The following is an 18567-nucleotide window of genomic DNA, read 5'->3' on the forward strand; positions in this document are numbered from 1 at the left end:
GCCGAAGTGCCTTGGCGGCCTGCCGGGGCGGGAGCGGAGTGAACGGGCTGCACCATCGATGCAGAACCAAACTGGCATATTGAGCGATTTGTTGACCACGGCCCCTGTCACAGTGGGCCTGGGTCTGCTTGTGCTCATCATTCTGCTGGGCAGCGGCATCGCGCTCTTTCGCATGATCCTGCGCACGGGGCGGGCGCAGGCAGAGACGGATTCGCTCCGCGCCAGCGCCGCGCGCCTGCGCGCCAGTGAAGCGCGCTTCCGTCAATTGGCGGACGCTACCTTCGAAGGGCTCATCATTCACCGCAACGGCACGATCATCGATGCCAACACGGCGATGGGTGCCATTCTCGGCTGGCCCCAGGAAATGCTGATCGGCCGAAGCGTCTTCGATTTCTGCACGCCGGAAAGCCAGGTCATGTTGCGGACCCATGTGGCCGAACGGATGGCTGCCGCGCGTGTCGGCGTTGACGCACCGATCGAGCTGGATTTGCTCCATGCCGACGGCAGCCCCATCCCGGTCGAAGTCCTGGGCCGGACGCTGCCCTTTGAAAATGGCGACGCCCGCGTCGTTGCCGTCCGCGACATTCGCGAACGCAAGGCAGCGGAAGAGCGGATCCTGCACATGGCGCATCACGATGCGCTGACGGCGCTGCCCAACCGCAATCTGTTTCGGGACCGATTGACCCAGGCGATGGCCCGGGCCCGGCGCGGGGGCAACACGGTCGCCGTCCTGTGTCTCGATCTCGATCGATTCAAGCCGGTCAACGATACGTTCGGACCGGAAATCGCCGATGAGTTGCTGCGGCAGGTGGCGCTGCGCCTCACGCATTCGACACGCGCGGACGATACGGTGGCGCGTCTGGGTGCCGACGAATTCGCCCTTATCCAGGTAGGCCTTTCGCATCCGGATGGGCCGGCCTTCATGGCCGACCGATTGGTTAAGGCGCTGAGCGAACCCTTCATCATCGCCGGGCATCAGATCGTTATCGGCGTCAGCATCGGTATCGCTTTGTTCCCCAATGATGGGATCAACGGCGGCGACCTCCTGCGTGCTGCCGACACGGCGCTGGGCCGCGCCAAATCGGCCGGGGGCAATGCCTACCGCTTCTTCGAATCGGAAATGGATCTGCGACTGCAGGAACGCCGGCGATTGGAGCATGATCTGCGCCAGGCGCTGAACGAGAACCAGTTGGAACTCCACTATCAGCCGCTGGTCGATTGCCGTGACAGTTCGGTGCTCGGCTGCGAGGCATTGCTGCGCTGGGCGCATCCTGAACGCGGTGCGATCTCGCCCGCCGAATTCATCCCGCTTGCCGAAGAATGCGGCCTCATCAAGCAGCTTGGCGAATGGGTGTTGAAGACTGCGTGTAGCGAAGCGGCAACTTGGCCCGCGGACAAGATCGTCGCCGTCAATCTGTCGCCGATCCAATTCCGCCAGCCCGATCTGGCGCAGCGCATCCTCTCGATCATTGCCGAGACCGGTCTCGATCCCCAGCGTCTGGAGCTTGAAATCACCGAAGGCGTCCTGATCGAGGATACGGACCGGACCCTCGCCATTCTGCGTGAGTTGAAGGCCGCCGGCATCCACATCTCGCTCGACGATTTCGGCACGGGCTTTTCTTCGCTGAGCTATCTGCAGCGCTTTCCCTTCGACAAGATCAAGATCGACCGCTCGTTCATTTGGGCGATGGAGCAGAATGCGGATTCGATGGCGATCGTCCGCGCCGTCATCGCGCTCGGCCGCTCGCTGCGCATCACCGTGACGGCAGAGGGTGTCGAGAAGCCGAGCCAACTGGCGGCACTCGGCCGCGAGAATTGCGACCAGGCGCAGGGCTATCTCTTCGGCAAGCCGATGTCCGCTGTCGAGCTTGCCAAATTGTGGAAGACCCCCCACGGGCGGCCCCAGGCGGAACTACCCCTGGTTGTTCCCCAGGCGGCGGAATAACAGCCACCACCATCGGCTCCCGGCTCCGGCCCAATCAAGCGCCGTGGAGCTTCAATCCCTTCACCACCTTGTCGACCTCCTTGCGGTCGGCGTGAATGGCGATGCCGACCAGGTCCAACGCATCGGTCGGCACCGCCGCCACGGCGGCACGGTTGTCGGCATCATTGCCGGTCGCGAATAACTGCGCCGTATAGATGGAAATAGGCAGATTCCGCTCGGCAGCGCGCTGGCGGGTGCGGGCAAGCTCAGACCCGGTCGCGGCGAAAATCAGGATCGGCTGGCGGATCAGCTTGCCGTACTGCCGGCCCGCGCCGTCGCGATAGAATTCGCCCGGCAGGTCGGGGTAAGATCCCGGCAGGCCACCGGCCAGGAAGGCGGTAACATTCAGCTTCTGCCAGGTAGCGAGATCCTCGCGTACGATGATGGCGATCTTGGTGTCGAAGCGGAACGGCGTTTGGGCTACAGGCGCTTCGGGCAAAGGTGTTTCGGCTAAAGGCATTTCGGTCATGGGCTCCTCCGGCATGCGGCAAAAGATAGGAGACGGTCCCGCCACGGGTCTTGAACGATCCGGCGGAAAGGCCAGCCCATCGGATTGGCTGCGCTTTGCGCCCGCGGCGCCGGGTATCGACCGCCTCGACGCGTTCTTTACCGGTCATGCCTATGACGATCACCGGCATGATACCTATGCGATCGGCCTCACCTTGAGCGGCGTGCAAAGCTTCGATTGCCGGGGCGCCCGGCGCGACAGCGTCGCCGGACAGGTGGTCGTCGTCTATCCTGATGAATCCCACAATGGCCGGTCGGGGGTGGCGGAAGGGTTTCGCTATCGCATGATCTATGTGGCGCCCCACCGTATCTCGGCGGCGCTCGAGGGGCAGTCGCGGCACCTGCCGTTCCTGCGCGACATTGTTTCCCAGGACCCGCGCCTGATGGCGGCGCTGACATTCGCCTTGCGCGATATGGACCGGGCGCTTGACGATCTCGAACAGGTCGAAATCGTCGCGGCTCTCGCCGAGGCGATGGCGGCCAACGATCCCAGCACCCGGCCGGGTCGCACCGGCCGTCCGCCCAAGCTGGCGCGCGTCGAGGCGGAGCGGGCGCGGCTGTTCCTCGACGCGGCGACCGAGATGGTGAATGCCGAGGCATTGGAGGATGTGAGCGGGCTCGACCGCTTTACCCTCAACCGCCATTTCCGGCGGCTTTACGGCACGTCACCCTATAACTACCTGATCATGCGGCGCCTCGACCGGGCGCGGGGGCTGCTCGCCGCAGGGACCGATCTGGCCGACATCGCCGTCGCGACCGGATTTGCCGACCAGAGTCATTTCACGCGGCAATTCAAGCGCGCCTATGGGCGCACACCAGCCGCCTGGAAGCAGATGCTGCGGGCGTAGTTTCTTCTACAGGCTGAGATTGCCCCGCATGTAGGCGCGGGCGAGGAAGGCGCGCGCCGCCGCATCGATCTTGGGCCACTCAGCCATCGCCGCACGGGGGAAAAGAACCCGGTAGACATAAGCGTCGCCGCCATCGGCCTCGGTGACCAGCTGGTGCAGCGAGCAAAATTCGCCGACATCGTGCGACGGCGGCACATGCGAACGGCACATGATCATCTGCTCGACTTCGGAGCCCGCCAAATCGAGGAAGAAAGTCGGGGCGTCCGCATCCTGCGTCTCGGGCGACAATGCCACCAGCCCGTCCGCAACATGCCGCACATAGGTCCGCCTGCCGCCATTGGCCTGCAGCTTGGATTTCGGATCGAAGGCATAGCGGCTGCCGGCCGGTGCCGCCTCGCGGCCATGCCAATCGGTGAAGAGGGTGTCGATCGGATCGTCACCCATCCGGCGCTGCGGGTCGAGGACGTCGATCTGGATACGGCCGGCATCCGCCAATGCCGGATCAAGCTCGGCCGCGGGAAGCTGCACGGCGATGCGGGCGAAATTGAGGGGTGTCTGATAGGCGATCACCGGCCAGGTCTGCAGCACCGCGCCCTTGGCAAAGGTGAAGGCGCCATTACCCAGCCGATAGGTCGCCTGGTCCTCGGCCGCGGCTGGCGGCTCGGCCGGCATCTGGCTGCAGGCGGTCAACGCCAGGAAAGCGGCAAATCCGATCGACAGCAGGGTGCGCATCGTGACCTCCTCCGGTATCGAAGGCAGCCAGTCTAGCACGAAACGATCTGCTTCGCCGTCACCGGCTGCGATAGCGTTCCAGCCCCAGGCCGCTGATATCGATCTCCGGACGCCGGCCGGACAGCAAATCCGCCATGATCCGCCCCGAACCGCAGGCCATCGTCCAGCCCAGCGTGCCGTGGCCGGTGTTGAGGTAGAGGTTCGAATAGCGCGTACCGCCGATGATGGGCGGTCCGTCCGGCGTCATCGGGCGCAGACCGCACCAGAAGGCGGCCTCGCCCGCATTGCCGCCCTGCGGGAAGAGATCGCTTACGACATGGGCCAGGGTTTCGCGGCGCCCGCCGCGCAGATCGAGATTGAAGCCCGCAAGCTCGGCCGTGCCGCCGACGCGGATCCGGTCGCCAAGGCGCGTGATCGCCACCTTGTGCGTTTCGTCCATCACGGTCGATTGCGGCGCACTGCCATCGTCCGTGACCGGCAGGGTCAGCGAATAGCCTTTCACCGGATAGACCGGAACCTTGATGCCCAGCGGGCGCAGCAGGCGCGGCGAATAGCTGCCCATCGCCACGACAAAGGCGTCGGCGCTGACGCGGCCGCCGGTCGTGTCGACGGCCGAGATGCGGTCGCCATCGTGGGCGAGGCCGTTGATCGTGACCTGATAGAGGAAGGTGGCGCCCGCCGCCTCGGCCAGATGCCGCAGCCCTTGCGTGAACTTGAAGCAATCTCCGGTCTCGTCCATGGGGAGGCGCAGGCCGCCCACGAACTTCTCGCGCACATGCTTAAGGCCCGGCTCGACCTTGAGACAGCCCTCGATATCGAGCACTTCGAACGGAATGCCGGACTGCGCCAGGACAGCGGTGTCCGCCGCGATCCCGTCCATCTGTTTTGCCAGGCGGAAGAGCTGCAAGGTGCCCTGCATGCGCTGGTCGTAGGCGATGTTCGTCTCGCGCCGCAATTCCTGCAGCATGTCCCGGCTGTAGTGGGAGATGGGCAGCATCAGGCCCTTATTGTGGGCATAGCGCTCGGCAGTGCAGTTCCGCAGCATGCGCAGTCCCCACAGCCACATGGCGGGATCAGGCTTGGGCCAGATGACCAGGGGCCGATGCCGCATGAACAGCCATTTGAGGGCCTTCACCGGAATGCCGGGTGCCGCCCAGGGTGCCGAATAGCCCGGCGACACCTCGCCCGCATTGGCAAAGCTGGTTTCCAAGGCCGGCCCTTCCTGCCGGTCGAGGACGATGACTTCATGGCCGGCCTTGGCCAGGTAATAGGCGGTGGCGACGCCGACGACGCCGCTGCCTAGGACCACGATCTTCACGATGACGAACTCCGGTACGCCTGAAAATGCCGCCCGTCTTTTACCGGATCGCCGCCCTTTCGCCCAGATGCCGCGCCAGCCCGGCAGGTCATGACAGGCATGCCGCAGCGCCAATTGTGACAAGCCGCCGCATCCGCTACCAAGACCGGCAAAAGATCAGGGGAAACGACATGAACGACGGCTTCGACAGCCGCTATGCCTGGGGCCGCCTCGTGATCGGCCTCGCCATCGCCATCATCGGCGGGATCGGCCTGTGGACACCAGTTGCCGTCCTGCCCACCATCGAGGCCGAATTCGGCCTGGGGCGCGGTGGCGCCTCGCTCCCCTATACCGCCACGATGATCGGCTTCGCGGTGGGCGGCGTGCTGATGGGGCGGCTTGCCGACCGGCGCGGCATCATGCTGCCGGTCATGCTGGGCGCCACCATGCTGGCCGCCGGCTACATCGCCGCGGCAATGGCGCAGAGCTATTGGCAGTTCATCCTGGCCCAGGCAGTCCTTATCGGACTCCTCGGCTCGTCTTCGACCTTCGGGCCGATGGTGGCGGATATTTCACTTTGGTTCCTGCGCCGGCGCGGCATCGCCATCGCCATCGTGGCGAGCGGCAATTACCTCGCCGGGGCGATCTGGCCACCGCTTCTCCTGAAAGCGATCGATCTTTGGGGCTGGCGCACCAGCTTCATCTTCATCGGCATCATCTGCCTCGTCACCATGCTGCCGCTGGCGTTCCTCATGCGCCGTCGGCCCGCCTATCTTGCCGGCGTTTCACGTGAAACGGCATCCACCCGTGCACAGGGCGACGCACCCGTTGCTTCGGCGCCCTTCTATCTGCAGGGATTGCTGATGTTCGCCGGCATCGCCTGCTGCGTCGCCATGGCGATGCCCCAGGTGCATATGATCGCCTATTGCGGCGATCTCGGTTACGGCGCCGCCGCGGGTGCCGAGATGCTGCGCATCATGCTGTTCACGGGGGTCATCAGTCGGTTGATCTCCGGCCTCATCGCCGACCGGATCGGTGGTGTCGGTACCTTGATCCTCGGCTCGACGCTGCAATGCCTGGCGCTTGTCTTCTATCTGCCCTTCGACGGGCTGATGTCGCTCTATGTCGTCTCGGCACTGTTCGGTCTGTCGCAGGGCGGCATCGTGCCAAGCTATGCGCTCATCATCCGCGACAATTTTCCGGCCCAGCAGGCAGGTGTCCGCATCAGCCTCGTGCTCACCGCCACGGTGCTCGGCATGGCGCTGGGCGGCTGGATGTCGGGTGTTATCTTTGACCTGACCGGCTCGTACCAGATGGCCTTCCTCAACGGGATCGGCTGGAATGTCGTCAACATGGCCATCGCGCTGTGGTTGCTGTTGCGGCGGCGGCCGCGCAAGGTGATCGGTGCGGAATCGATGGCGGTATCCTAGGGAAGGGCGCGGCATGGCGACCGAAACATTCGACTTCACGAGCAGCGACGGCCACCGGCTTTCAGGCAGGCTGGACCTGCCCGATTGCGCACCCCGCGCCTATGCCCTCTTTGCGCATTGCTTCACCTGCACCAAGCAGTCGATCGCGGCGGTGCGCATTTCGCGTGCCCTGACCCAGCGCGGAATCGGCGTGCTGCGCTTCGATTTCACCGGGCTTGGTGAAAGCGAAGGCGATTTTGCCGACAGCACCTTCAGCGGCAATGTGCGCGATCTGGTGGGTGCCGCAACCGCCATGGCGGAGAAGGGCATGGCGCTACGCCTCCTCATCGGCCACAGTTTGGGGGGTGCCGCGGTTCTTGCCGGGGCGGCCGATATTCCGAGTGTCGCCGCCGTGGCGGTGATCGGCGCGCCCTTCGACGTCAAGCATGTGACGCTGCAGTTCGGTGACCGGCTGCCGGAACTGATGGAGAAGGGCGAAGCCGCAGTCGATCTGGGTGGACGGCCGTTCACCATGCGCCGGACCTTCATCGACGATCTCGAACGGCATGACCAGAAGGCGCGGATCGCCAATCTCAAACGGGCGCTCCTCGTGCTCCATTCGCCGATCGACCAGACCGTGGGGGCCGAGAATGCGGGCGCCATCTTCCAGGCGGCCAAGCATCCCAAGAGCTTCATCTCGCTCGACGATGCCGATCATCTTCTGACACGCCCGAGCGACGCCGCCTATGCCGCCGACGTCATCGCCGCGTGGGCGTCCCGCTATTTAACTGCCGACCTCGATTGGGCCGAGGAAATGCCGGAAAAGCATGTCGTGGTGGAGGAGACGGGCGGCGGTAAATATCAGGTGGTCGTGAAATCCGGCCGCTCGCAATTCCTTGGCGACGAACCCAAGGATGTGGGTGGCCTCGGGTCGGGACCAACGCCGCATCAATTGGTGGCGGCCGGCCTCGGCGCCTGCACCACCATGACCTTGCGCATGTATGCCGAGCGCAAGGGGTGGCCCGTGGCGCATATCCGCACCGAAGTCGAGCATGTGAAAGAGAAGGGCGACCTGCCGCAGCCTGACCTCTTTTCGCGCCGCATCACATTAAGTGGCGATCTGGATGCCGACATGCGCAGCCGCCTCATCGAGATTGCCGACAAATGCCCGGTCCATAAAACACTGACATCCGGTGCCCGGATCGTCACGCGCGAGGCCGATGGATGATGGCCCCACGCCTCCAGGCACCGTCGGCCCAGCGCAACCGTGAGCCCATCCTGGCCGTACTGAAGGCGGTCCTGCCGTCGTCGGGCACGATCCTGGAAATCGCCAGCGGCAGTGGCGAGCATGTGATCCATTTCGCGCGGGCGTTGCCGGACCTCACCTTCCAGCCCAGCGACATCAATCCGGCCAATTTGGAGAGCATTTCCGCCTGGGTCAGCAGCAGTGCCGTTCCCAACGTCCTGCCGCCGATCCAGCTCGATGTGACGGCCGGAAATTGGCCGCTTTCGGCCGATGCCGTCCTTTGCATCAACATGATCCATATCTCGCCCTGGGAGGCCTCGGTCGGGCTCATCCAGGGGGCGGCCCGTATTCTTGCCACTGGCGCACCACTCTATCTCTATGGCCCCTATCGCCGCGGCGGCGCGCACACGGCCGACAGCAACCGCGCCTTCGACGCGGATCTGCGGTCGCGGAATCCGGCATGGGGTGTTCGGGATCTCGAGGCGGTGAGTGAACTTGCCGCCGAAGCAGGCTTCAGCGCGCCGCGCATCGTCGAGATGCCGGCCAACAATCTCAGCGTTATTTTCGAACGGCTTTAGCGCGCGGCAGCGATCAGCTTTTCGACCGAGGTCAGAACCATCAAGGAGCGGCGATGCATTTTCCAATCGCCCTCACCCTCGAACTGAGCGACACGATTCTTCGCGATCTGCAAAGCGCTGTCCCGATAGCGCTCGATCAACTCAGCGGCCGCTTTGTCGAACGTCTCGACTGTATCGATCATGTCCTACCCCTTGTCATGGGCGCCTGTTGACGTTCGGTCATCCCCTACCGATTGGCCGTTATCGATCGGCCGCGTCCAAGGCGCTCGTCCGGATCTTCTTGCGGAACGCGCGGTCCCGTTTGAGGTGCCATTCCCGGCTCATGGCTTCGCGTCGTGTCGCATATTGTTCGTGATAGAGCAATGTCCAAACGCCGCCCCGAGTCGAGCGGGCGCCGCGACCGGAATTATGTTGCGCGATTCGCCGCGCAAGGTCGAGCGTCCAGCCGACATAGGTACGGTAGCCACGCGCCGTTCTGGAGCCTAGAATATAAACGAAACAAGGCGATGGCTCCTCGCGATCAACCATGATGGCACTGCCTATGCAAACTCCGGACCTCAGCTTGTGGAAAACTATTAGCGCGCGGCGCATGGCATGCAACAGTCTGATGCATGGCTGATCGGATGCCGGTCGGAACCGCAACGGCCATCTTTCGTTGTGGAGGCGGTGCAGCAAAGGTGAACTTCTCGATGAGTGAGACGGCGCGTCAATGGCATCTTACGCGACAGGAAGAAGCGGATCGCGCCGAGGCGCATATCGATAAGCTCCTCACGCATCTGCCGCACTGGGCCGCGCGCGCGATCAGGCATCTGCGACGGCCGCATGCGCGTTGGGTGCGTGTGCCTGTTGCGATCTGTCTCATCCCCGGTGGTGTCCTCGGCTTCTTGCCGGTGTTGGGATTCTGGATGCTGCCACTCGGCCTCGTTCTTCTTTCCGTCGACATACCAATCATGCAACATTGGCTGCACCGCGCCGTCAACGCGTTGGCGCGCCGCTATCCAGCCTGGTTCGCATGAGCAACGAAGCGATCTGGCGTCAGGTCGGTGAGTTTCTGTCGGCGGTTCACATACCGCTGGCGGCGATGATCTCGCTGCACATTCTCTTCTACAAGCGCGACGTCCGCTCGGCCGTGGGCTGGATCGGCCTGGCTTGGCTGTCGCCCTTTGTCGGCATCGTGCTTTACATGATTTTTGGGGTGAACCGCGTGCAGCGCAAGGCGTCGCGTCTCAGCCGGAAACGCCGGCGCGCGCTGCACAAGCATCCTTATCCCGACGAGGTGCAGCGGCACGACCATCTGGCGCCCCTGCAACTGGCGGTCGAACGCATTACCGAGCGCCCGACTCAGCCCGGAAACCGCCTGAAACTGCTGCGAAACGGCGACGAAGCCTATCCGGCGATGCTGGCGGCGATCCAGGCTGCTACGCGCAGCATCGCGCTCTCCAGCTATATTTTCGAAGACGATCCGACCGGTCGGACATTTGTCGCTGCCTTAGCCGCTGCCGTGCGGCGCAAGGTCGAGGTGCGCGTGATCGTCGACGGGGTCGGCAGCGGCTATCTGCTGTCGCCAGCCTATCGGTTGCTGCAGCAGGAAGGTATCCCGAGCGCGCGGTTCCTGCATTCCTTTGTGCCCTGGCGCATGGCGTTCCTCAACCTGCGCAGCCACAAGAAAATCCTGGTCGTCGATGGTGAGGTGGCCTTTCTCGGCGGCATCAATATCAGCCGTGACAATGTCCTCAATGAGGCACCGGCGAATCCGATCCGCGACGAACATTTCCAGGTCGAGGGGCCGGTGGTCACTCAGATCATGGAAGCCTTCGCCACCGACTGGCTGTTCACCACCGGCGAGGAGCTGCGTGGCGACAACTGGTTTCGTGTCCTGGCGCCAAAGGGTCATGCCCACGCCCGCATCATCACCTCGGGCCCGGATCAGGACATCGATAAGATCGAGTTCATGTTCCACCAGGCGATCAGCGTGGCGCGGGAATCGATCAAGATCGTCACGCCCTATTTCCTGCCCGAGGATCGGCTGCTGACGGCCCTATCGCTGGCGGCGATGCGGGGAATCGCGGTCGATGTGGTCATCCCGGCGGAATCGGATCATGCCTTCATCGATTGGGCGACGCGCGCCCATGTCGAGCCCTTGCTGGTTGCCGGCGGTCGCATGTGGCGGGCGCCAAAGCCGTTCGAACATTCCAAGCTGTTGACCATTGATGGTCATTGGTCGGTGGTGGGCAGCGCCAATTGGGATGCGCGCTCGATGCGGCTTAATTTCGAGATCAATCTTGAAGTCTATGACCGTGCCTTTGCTCGGGAGATTGAGGAAGAATTCGAGCGCAAGCGCGGCAAGGAATTCACCTTGCGCCGCCTGCGGCGCAGGCCGCTCCACATTCGTCTGCGCGACAAGGCGGCGAGATTGCTGCTGCCCTATCTCTAGGCGCGCCGGATAAGGACTTCGATCGGATGGTGATCCGATGGCCCGCGCGGCAACACGCGTGCCTGATCGCAATGGAGGCCGCGCACGAGGCATCGGTCGAGCCGCGTTTTCAGCTTGTGCGTGGGATTGCGTGGACCAACTTCGCTGAACTCCGAGATCTGGATCGGTCCGACGGCGTTGCAGTCGCCGATGATGACGGTCGGTCCATGCGTCCCGTCGGCGATGGTGCGCAGCTGCCGGCGGTTGAGCATCTGCCCGTGAGACAAGTGAACATTGGCGACGGAGATCCCGTCCAGCTTCAGGATCTGCGCCAAGCGTGGCGGCACCCGCAGCGGGAAGGGTGAAATCGGCAGCGGGATCGAATAGCCCTGGCCCAATTCATGACGCGACCAGAAGGCCAGGCCATAGACCCGGCGCTGCATCTCCTGCCAGTGGAAATGCCCGCCGACCAGCTGGGGCAGGGTCTCAAGCGGCCGCTTGGCTTCCTGCATCAACAGGAGGTCCGGCTGTTCGGCTTCGATCAAGCTCGCCAAATCACCAACCACCGCTCCGCCCCGGTGCCACAGATTCCAGCTGATCACCTTGATTGGCTTTGACATTTTCTGTGGGGCCGACCGTTTCCTGGCGAGATGTTAACGTTACTATGCCCGGCGGCCTGACTTGGTTCCAGATGCATTCGACCGCTACCCCGGATCTGTGGAACTGGCAGGGGATTTGCTCTAGAAGTCGGGGGTAAGCGCCAACCCCAAGGGATGTTCCCCCATGACCCCCACGGCTCTCCTGATCTTTGCCGGCATCTATGCCCTGGCCGTCCTGTCGCCGGGACCTGGCGTTGCGGCCGTCGTGGCGCGGGCGTTGGCGACAGGGTACAAGCGCACGATCCCTTTCATCCTGGGCATCGTGCTGGGCGATCTTTTCTGGTTCGGGCTGGTGGTCAGCGGCCTCACCGTGATCGCGCACAATTTCTACATCGTCTTTGCGATCATCAAATATGTGGGTGCCGCCTACCTTCTTTATCTTGCCTGGAAGCTGTGGCGGGCACCGGCCAAATCGCCGGAAGAACAGAATTATGCGCGCGGTGAAGGCTTCCGACTTGGCGTAGCCGGCTTTTCGATGACGATCGGCAACCCGAAGACCATGATCTTCTTCCTCGCCATCCTGCCGCAGGTTGTGGTGCTGGAAGACATGAAGACACCCGCGATCGCCGAGCTGTGCGTGCTGATGGCGGTTATCCTCTTTGCCATCATGCTGGTCTATGCCGTGCTGGCCGCCAAGGCGCGCACCTTCATTGCCTCGCCGCGGCAGATGAAAATGGTCAACCGCGCAACGGGCGGCCTGATGGCTGGTGTTGCGGTGGCGGTGGCGACCCGCTGAACCGATGACCCCGCGCCAGATTGCCGAAGTCGCCAGCTATCATGCCCATATCTATTTCGAGGGGCCGGCACAGCGCGCCCATGCGATGGAACTGCGTGAGCGGATTGCCGAGCGCTTTTCGGTGGCACTCGGCCGGGTGCATGACAAGCTGGTCGGTCCCCATGTGCGGCCGATGTATCAGGTAAGCTTCGACATCGCGACCTTCGCCAGCTTCGTGCCCTGGCTGATGCTCAATCGCGGCGATCTTGCCGTGCTGGTTCATCCCAATACCGGCCGTGAACTTGCCGATCACATTGCACAAGGCCTATGGATGGGGGAGGTGCTGCCGCTCACCAATCTGGACATGTTGCAGGCTGAGACGGTGGCGGAAGAGCCGCGCACTCCCAACACCGCCCCGACCCTGACCCCCTGAAAGATTGGCGACATTGGCATCGGTGGCCGTGCACCGATGCCGGCGGTGGCCGCCATACTTCGGCAATTCCTTCTTACGACGCGACATGATGCAGGATCTATTTACCGAGGCGCGCGAGGATCTGGATGACGGTGCCGTCCTGATGCGCGGCTTCGCGGTCGATGCTGCGGCGGCACTCCTGTCGGATATTGCCCAGGTTTCCGCCTTGGCGCCTTTCCGGCATCTGGTGACGCCGGGCGGCTTCCGTATGTCGGTGGCCATGACCAATTGCGGGGATTTCGGTTGGGTATCGGATCGCCGGGGCTATCGCTACGACCCGATTGATCCGGAGAGTGGCCATCCCTGGCCGCCGATGCCGGTCAGTTTTATCGACTTGGCCGGCCGCGCTGCGCATGCCGCCGGCTATGCGGGCTTTCATGCCGATGTCTGCCTCATCAATTGTTATCTGCCGGGCACGCGCCTGACTTTGCACCAGGACAGGGACGAAGGGGATTTCACCCAGCCGATCGTATCGATCTCGCTGGGGTTGCCGGCTGCCTTCTTGTGGGGCGGCAAGGCGCGTACCGACAAGACCCGGCGCTATGCCCTTCATCATGGCGATGTGGTCGTCTGGGGTGGCCTGTCGCGGCTCAATTTTCACGGCATCGCGCCGCTCAAGGATGGGAATCATCCGATCGTCGGTGCCCGTCGTTTCAACCTGACCTTCCGACGGGCGCGCTGAAACCGGAACGAGCCATTCCGGCCCCCATTCCGCCAGTATCGACCTGCGAAGATTTGACAGCCGATAGATAGGTTGATATCAACTTAATTAAACGAGGGGTCATGGGCTGCTCTTGTGTCGGCCCGCCCGCGGGTGGCGAAAGCCAGCAACAGCGAACTGGGAGCCAAAGATGAAGCTCAATCCCTATCTGACGTTCAATGGTGACGCCCGCGCGGCATTTGAATTCTATGCCAAGGTATTGCGCGGCGAAATCGTGATGATGCTGACGAACGGCGAAACGCCCATGCGCGATCATGTGCCGGCGACTGCACATCAGCGCATCGCCCATACCCGCCTCATGATCGGCGACCAGGTTCTGATGGCGTCGGACGGGCCGGAAGGGTCGTCTTGCGATACCAAGGGCATGATGGTCTCGCTGATGGTCGAGACCCCGGCCGAGGCCGAACGCATCTATGGCGAACTGAGCGTTGGTGGAACGGTCACCATGCCGCTTGCCGAAACCTTCTGGGCGCAGCGTTTCGGCATGTTCACGGACAGGTTCGGCATTCCCTGGATGGTCAATTGCGAGAAGCCGATGACGGCCTGAAGCGGCCGCTCTCTCCCAACCGGTCACCGAGAGGGTTGGCGCCCTCTATGGCGCGTTGCGTCCGATTCTCGATCTGCGACCAAAAACCACATTATTCTTGTAGTTATTAACTTCTCTGTCAGTTTTATGTAAGAATCCATCTTGTCAGCTTCCTGTAAGGAAAGCTATTTGAATGCCCCGCAGGCATGCGCGGTTGGGATGAGATGCCTGTCAGAATCCTAAAAATGCGGCCTTTCCTGGACGGAGGCTGGGGCCCCTGCTTCTTGAAGGGAAGATTCGATGCCGGATGCCACTGCCTTACGGCGCAAGATGCTGTCAGGAACGGCATGCTTAGGCGCATGGCTGTTAACCAATTCCGCCGACGTGGCCGAAATCATGGCCTCTGCGGGCATGGATTTCCTTCTCATCGATCATGAGCATGGCCAGGGCAATATCGCCGACGCGATCGCGCAATTGCGTGCCATCCGCGGGACCAATTGCGCGGGTATCCTGCGGGTCCCGGATCATGATCCGGTCTATATCAAGCGCGTCCTTGATGCCGGTGTGGATGGGATCCTGGTGCCCAATGTCGCGACCGCAGACGAGGCGCGCCGCATTGTGGGTGCCTGCCGCTATCCGCCCCTTGGCTGGCGCGGTGCCTTCGGTGGCATGCGCGCCATGGATTACGGTTTCAATCCCGGCTACTACGCAGCTGCCGCCGACAAATTGCTGATCGCCGTGCAGGTCGAAAGCGCCGGGGCCATCGACAACATTGCGGAAATTGCCACTGTCGACGGCATCGATCTCATCTTCATCGGGCCGCGCGATCTCTCGGCAACGCTGGGCAAGCTCAATCTCTTTGACGATCCAGACGTGCAGGCTGAAATCGCCCGCGCCGAGCAAGCGATCCTTTCCAGCGGCAAGCTGCTGGGCAGCACGGCAATCAACGGCCGTGTCGCCAAGGAGATGGCGGCCCGCGGCTACCGCTTCATCATTCCGGGCAGCGATGTCACGCTCCTCGGCCTCGGTCTGCGCCAGACATTGGCGGAGGCGCGCTGATGGCCTATCTGCGCCTGCCATTCTGTTCGCCCTATAAGCTCGTCTGGCCGTTGCTGAAGGCACCTAAGGATCCTGCCGAGTTCATTCATCGTGCGTATGCGCGCTACGTCTGGCAGATGAACGGTCGCCAGGTGCTGGGCCGCGTTCTCGTCTACGGCCTTCTCTGGCCGCTCCCGTTTGCCTACCTTTCCTGGAAGCACACGCGGCGATTGGGCGCCAAGGTCGCAGCATCGACCGGCAAGAGCCGATGGCGTCAGGTGTGGGAGCAATTCTCGATTGCGTTGCGTTATTCGATCTCACCGAAGAAATATTACGTGTTTGAACTGTTTCGGCCGGAACGGTTGGAAAGAGCGGCCGCCTATTTGGCGCGCTATGAATTGAAGGGCGGCCTACATACGTTTTTGGAATCGCGCATCGAGCAGCCAACGCGCCGCATCCTCAACGACAAGGCAGCCTTCTTCCGGCATTGCGAGGCCCGCGGGATCACAACCATGCCGACCTACCTTCGGATCGGTGAAAATGGCGGCATCGAACGTCTGCTGCCGTTCGAGGGGACCCTGCCTGCCTGCGACCTCTTTGCCAAGCCGCTCAAGGGGCGCGGCGGTCGCGGTTGCGAGCGCTGGCTCTACCAGGGCGAAGGCTATTATCGCGACCAGAACGGCAACACGCGCAACATCGAAGAACTGCTGGCACATTTCCGTATGCTGGCGTCGCGCAATGCCATGCTGGTTCAGGCGGCGCTCCAAGCGCACCCTGATCTTCGCGACCTGTCGGTGAACGTGCTGACCTCCTGCCGCATGATGACGATACGCAATGAGATGGGTGGTTTCGAAGCGACGCATGCGGTCTTCAAATCCTCCACCAAGCCAGAGGCAATCGTCGACAATTTTCACAAGGGCGGGATCGTCTCCCGCGTTGACATGGCGAGCGGCCGCCTGGGTGCAGCCTCAGACGCCGGCGTCGGCAGGCCGTGTGTCTGGTTTGAAACACACCCTCTGACCGGTGCCCAGATCGCGGGACGTATTCTCCCGCATTGGCGCGAAACGGTGGCGCTGGTCGAACGCGCCCATGCCGCTTTTCCAGATCGCATTACGGTCGGCTGGGATGTCGCCATCACCGATCGAGGCCCCGTCATCATCGAGGGCAACGTTCAATCGGGTTGTGACATGATCCAGCGGACGCATGACGTGCCGGCGGGCATCGGGCGCCTTGCGGAATGCTATGCCTTTCATGTGGCCCGCGCCTTCGAGCGTGGCGTCTCGACCGCCTGGAAACAGCGCAAAGGTTTGGTGTGATCAGTAAAGTCTGCCGAGCTGCTTCAAGTGCCAGAGCACGAGCTCCGGATAGCGACTGTCGCTGAGCGGCGCGCGGCAGCATCGCTGTATGATATCGGTATCGGAGGCAGCATTTCCTTCGACGATCACGATTCCCTGATCCGTTAGTGCCACATCCCAGCCAATGACGGCGCGGTCGGCGAATTCCTTGTGCGCATCGAGTACCGCCTTCAGCATCTCCGGCCATTCCGGCAGAGTCCTGCCAGTGATCGGGGCATTGGAAATCGGGTGGACATCTACCCAGCCAAGGCTACGTTTGAGCCCCATGTCGGTTGCCGGCCCCAACTTGCCTGACCCCAAGTCGACGTTCGCCGCGATGCCACCCGCGTGAAAATTGTCGACGATGCTGTCGCTTTTACTCGGCATGCGGAAGATCGCGCGGATGGGCTCCGGCTGGCCGACCTCGTTGAGTGCACTTACCAGCCTAACGGTTGCCAAGGCGCCTTGGGCAAGATCCTTCAAACGGTCGTCGTTGATTAGGCGTTCCTGGATGAGATATGGCTCGGCCCTTGAACGCTCGATGAAACGATTGACGAGCGCCTGCTCGTCCAGCGCTTCCCCCTCCTTGTTTCGATAGGTTCCATTCTCCCAGCGCCAAAGCTCGGCTTTCACGCCACCTCTACCGCGTGTCCGCTTGACGAAAATATCCTTCTTGGGAAGGCCGGCGAAAAATCCATCGACGCGCCCATCACGAAGCGAGGCCAGGATAGGTGCCACGCTGATGCCATGCTCAAGGCAATAGGTTGCGAACGTGACCTTGTCTGTAAGTGGCGACCATCTCCGATCGGAGGGTTTCAGCAAACGGTAGATTGAGTCCTTGGTTGCGTTGCGATTGACGAATCCTCCCGCCCGCGCCGCGCGCTCGGGGAGGTACAGTTCCATTTTGTAATAGACATCGGGCCTGAATCCGAAACGCGCCGTCAGGCAATAGAGCTCGCAGAATTGGCGCAAGGCAGACTTCCCGCTGATTTTGGACACGCGTGCCGCATTGTGTTTGATGGAATACAATATGCGAGGCAGCATCAGGGCGGGCCAGAGCAGCAGGCAGAAGATCAGTTGAAGTTTTCCTAATAGCGTGCGGCTCTTCCAAATCGCCCTATAGTGTACTTTGTGCAGCCGGTTCACATGGCTCCCGTTACCCTCTGTCCATGACCATGCCAATGGCAGAGGTGGAGGCAGTAGCTGCGTCGTGATCTTGACACCACCGAGCGAACGCGTACTCATCTCGACCTAGCCCCGTATCCAGAAATATCTGGCGTTCGCCTCTATCAGAAAGCGGGGCGGTCGTCACGCTCTTCTGGCCTATTGGCGCCTAACTGCAGCGATGATCGGCCCACCGTTACCTGCCTGAACCAGAATGGCGGAATCCAGCCCTTCGGTAAGCGACGGCAACGTCACTTGCGCATCTTCGCCGGTCCAGGTGCCGATCCGGGTCAGGGAGCGCACCGCATGGGCGATCTCCAAGATGCGACGGCGGTTCTCGCCGCGGGCAACCGGGATTTCCTTGACGCCACGCTCATAAGTGACCAGCCAGATATCCGCGGCTTTTGCTGGTGCCACCCCACCTGACAGCGAAAGGCCGGTTCCATCAAACTGTAATGATGGACCATTGCTGGGCGCCGCTGCAGCATCGGCGATCAGCCCTTCGATCTCCTGAAGGTCATGGCCGATTGCATCCCGATGGCCATTGATCACCATCTGCGGGGTAAACGCGCCGGCCCGGCCCAGCGGTCTTTCATAGCTGAGTTGACGTTGCGTGAATTCTTCGCGGGCGAACGTGTCGTCCCAGCCCAGATAGTTCCAGTAGGTGACGCCGAAACTCAGCGCTATGACATCCGGACGGTCGCTGAGCCGGATCAAATTGGCATCTGCTGGGGGGCAGGAAGAGCAGCCCTGGCTGGTAAACAGCTCGACGACGACCGGATCGGCCAAGGTGGGCCCGGCTGCAACTGCCATGCCTGTCGCCAGGGTAAATGTCATCATGCCGTGCAATAGCCATTTCCGTTTCATTGGCGTTCTCGCTTTGCTGTCTCGATCATGGGTACGGGCTGGGACAACGGCTTGTTA

At 62.4% G+C, this 18567-nt stretch carries 21 protein-coding genes; 13 read left to right on the forward strand and 8 right to left on the reverse strand.

Annotated elements, in window-relative coordinates; translation table 11 throughout:
- The first annotated feature begins 58 nt into the window (after positions 1 to 58).
- Positions 59 to 1945 (forward strand): putative bifunctional diguanylate cyclase/phosphodiesterase, encoded by a 1887-nt coding sequence (locus ACE3PP_RS04175; RefSeq protein ID WP_374378215.1) that lies wholly within the window; start codon positions 59 to 61, stop codon positions 1943 to 1945.
- Positions 1946 to 1979: 34 nt separating this feature from the next.
- On the opposite strand, the gene ACE3PP_RS04180 is transcribed toward ACE3PP_RS04175, so the two are convergent.
- Complete coding sequence (locus tag ACE3PP_RS04180; RefSeq protein WP_374378216.1) at positions 1980 to 2453, reverse strand: DUF2000 family protein; 474 nt, start codon at positions 2451 to 2453, stop codon at positions 1980 to 1982.
- A 13-nt stretch (positions 2454 to 2466) separates the two neighbouring features.
- Here ACE3PP_RS04180 and ACE3PP_RS04185 point away from each other — a divergent pair, with 13 nt between their 5' ends.
- Entirely contained in the window at positions 2467 to 3339 is an 873-nt protein-coding gene (locus ACE3PP_RS04185) for an AraC family transcriptional regulator (protein ID WP_374378218.1), read from the forward strand.
- A 6-nt stretch (positions 3340 to 3345) separates the two neighbouring features.
- On the opposite strand, the gene ACE3PP_RS04190 is transcribed toward ACE3PP_RS04185, so the two are convergent.
- A complete protein-coding gene (locus ACE3PP_RS04190; RefSeq protein ID WP_374378220.1) occupies positions 3346 to 4071 on the reverse strand; it encodes a hypothetical protein in 726 nt (241 codons plus the stop codon).
- Between the two features lie 58 nt (positions 4072 to 4129).
- Positions 4130 to 5389, reverse strand: coding sequence for a D-amino acid dehydrogenase (locus ACE3PP_RS04195; protein ID WP_374378362.1), 1260 nt, complete (start codon positions 5387 to 5389; stop codon positions 4130 to 4132).
- 170 nt (positions 5390 to 5559) lie between these two features.
- On the opposite strand from ACE3PP_RS04195, the gene ACE3PP_RS04200 reads away from it, so the two are divergent.
- From ACE3PP_RS04200 to ACE3PP_RS04210, 3 genes are read left to right on the forward strand one after another with little or no spacing between them, the layout of a single operon-like run.
- Complete coding sequence (locus ACE3PP_RS04200) at positions 5560 to 6798, forward strand: MFS transporter (RefSeq protein WP_374378222.1); 1239 nt, start codon at positions 5560 to 5562, stop codon at positions 6796 to 6798.
- 13 nt (positions 6799 to 6811) lie between these two features.
- Complete coding sequence (locus ACE3PP_RS04205; protein WP_374378224.1) at positions 6812 to 8005, forward strand: alpha/beta fold hydrolase; 1194 nt, start codon at positions 6812 to 6814, stop codon at positions 8003 to 8005.
- A complete protein-coding gene (locus ACE3PP_RS04210; RefSeq protein WP_374378226.1) occupies positions 8002 to 8601 on the forward strand; it encodes a DUF938 domain-containing protein in 600 nt (199 codons plus the stop codon). Before ACE3PP_RS04205 ends, ACE3PP_RS04210 begins: the two co-directional genes overlap by 4 nt.
- On the opposite strand, the gene ACE3PP_RS04215 is transcribed toward ACE3PP_RS04210, so the two are convergent.
- Positions 8598 to 8783: a hypothetical protein gene (locus ACE3PP_RS04215; RefSeq protein WP_374378228.1), complete on the reverse strand. Its 186-nt coding sequence runs from the start codon at positions 8781 to 8783 to the stop codon at positions 8598 to 8600. The genes ACE3PP_RS04210 and ACE3PP_RS04215 overlap by 4 nt on opposite strands.
- Positions 8784 to 8841: 58 nt before the next feature.
- Positions 8842 to 9129: a GIY-YIG nuclease family protein gene (locus tag ACE3PP_RS04220; RefSeq protein WP_374378230.1), complete on the reverse strand. Its 288-nt coding sequence runs from the start codon at positions 9127 to 9129 to the stop codon at positions 8842 to 8844.
- A gap of 161 nt (positions 9130 to 9290) precedes the next feature.
- On the opposite strand from ACE3PP_RS04220, the gene ACE3PP_RS04225 reads away from it, so the two are divergent.
- Positions 9291 to 9617: a hypothetical protein gene (locus tag ACE3PP_RS04225; protein WP_374378232.1), complete on the forward strand. Its 327-nt coding sequence runs from the start codon at positions 9291 to 9293 to the stop codon at positions 9615 to 9617.
- Positions 9614 to 11035: a cardiolipin synthase gene (gene cls, locus ACE3PP_RS04230; protein ID WP_374378234.1), complete on the forward strand. Its 1422-nt coding sequence runs from the start codon at positions 9614 to 9616 to the stop codon at positions 11033 to 11035. Before ACE3PP_RS04225 ends, cls begins: the two co-directional genes overlap by 4 nt.
- Here the strand turns inward: cls and ACE3PP_RS04235 are convergent.
- Positions 11032 to 11634 carry an endonuclease/exonuclease/phosphatase family protein gene (locus tag ACE3PP_RS04235; protein WP_374378236.1) on the reverse strand — a complete coding sequence of 201 codons (603 nt, stop codon included), beginning with the start codon at positions 11632 to 11634 and terminating at the stop codon, positions 11032 to 11034. The two genes, cls and ACE3PP_RS04235, sit on opposite strands and share 4 nt — an antisense overlap.
- A 163-nt stretch (positions 11635 to 11797) precedes the next feature.
- On the opposite strand from ACE3PP_RS04235, the gene ACE3PP_RS04240 reads away from it, so the two are divergent.
- The 6 genes from ACE3PP_RS04240 to ACE3PP_RS04265 all read left to right on the forward strand — a co-directional run bounded on the left by ACE3PP_RS04240 (position 11798) and on the right by ACE3PP_RS04265 (position 16461).
- A complete protein-coding gene (locus ACE3PP_RS04240) occupies positions 11798 to 12409 on the forward strand; it encodes a LysE family translocator (RefSeq protein WP_374378238.1) in 612 nt (203 codons plus the stop codon).
- Between the two features lie 4 nt (positions 12410 to 12413).
- Positions 12414 to 12821: a DOPA 4,5-dioxygenase family protein gene (locus ACE3PP_RS04245; RefSeq protein ID WP_374378240.1), complete on the forward strand. Its 408-nt coding sequence runs from the start codon at positions 12414 to 12416 to the stop codon at positions 12819 to 12821.
- 85 nt (positions 12822 to 12906) lie between these two features.
- Positions 12907 to 13542 carry a DNA oxidative demethylase AlkB gene (gene alkB, locus ACE3PP_RS04250; protein WP_374378242.1) on the forward strand — a complete coding sequence of 212 codons (636 nt, stop codon included), beginning with the start codon at positions 12907 to 12909 and terminating at the stop codon, positions 13540 to 13542.
- Between the two features lie 169 nt (positions 13543 to 13711).
- Positions 13712 to 14128, forward strand: coding sequence for a VOC family protein (locus tag ACE3PP_RS04255; RefSeq protein WP_374378243.1), 417 nt, complete (start codon positions 13712 to 13714; stop codon positions 14126 to 14128).
- 279 nt (positions 14129 to 14407) lie between these two features.
- Positions 14408 to 15166, forward strand: a complete 759-nt coding sequence (locus ACE3PP_RS04260) for an HpcH/HpaI aldolase/citrate lyase family protein (protein ID WP_374378245.1) — start codon at positions 14408 to 14410, stop codon at positions 15164 to 15166.
- Entirely contained in the window at positions 15166 to 16461 is a 1296-nt protein-coding gene (locus tag ACE3PP_RS04265) for a sugar-transfer associated ATP-grasp domain-containing protein (protein ID WP_374378247.1), read from the forward strand. The genes ACE3PP_RS04260 and ACE3PP_RS04265 overlap by 1 nt, the downstream gene beginning before the upstream one ends.
- On the opposite strand, the gene ACE3PP_RS04270 is transcribed toward ACE3PP_RS04265, so the two are convergent.
- On the reverse strand, positions 16462 to 17625 hold the full coding sequence (locus ACE3PP_RS04270; protein ID WP_374378249.1) for a sugar-transfer associated ATP-grasp domain-containing protein: 1164 nt from the start codon (positions 17623 to 17625) through the stop codon (positions 16462 to 16464).
- 177 nt (positions 17626 to 17802) lie between these two features.
- Positions 17803 to 18483: a DUF1223 domain-containing protein gene (locus tag ACE3PP_RS04275; RefSeq protein WP_374378364.1), complete on the reverse strand. Its 681-nt coding sequence runs from the start codon at positions 18481 to 18483 to the stop codon at positions 17803 to 17805.
- Positions 18484 to 18567 lie beyond the last annotated feature (84 nt).

This window comes from Dongia sp. (genome assembly GCF_041910485.1).
Classification (GTDB): Bacteria; Pseudomonadota; Alphaproteobacteria; order Dongiales; family Dongiaceae; genus Dongia.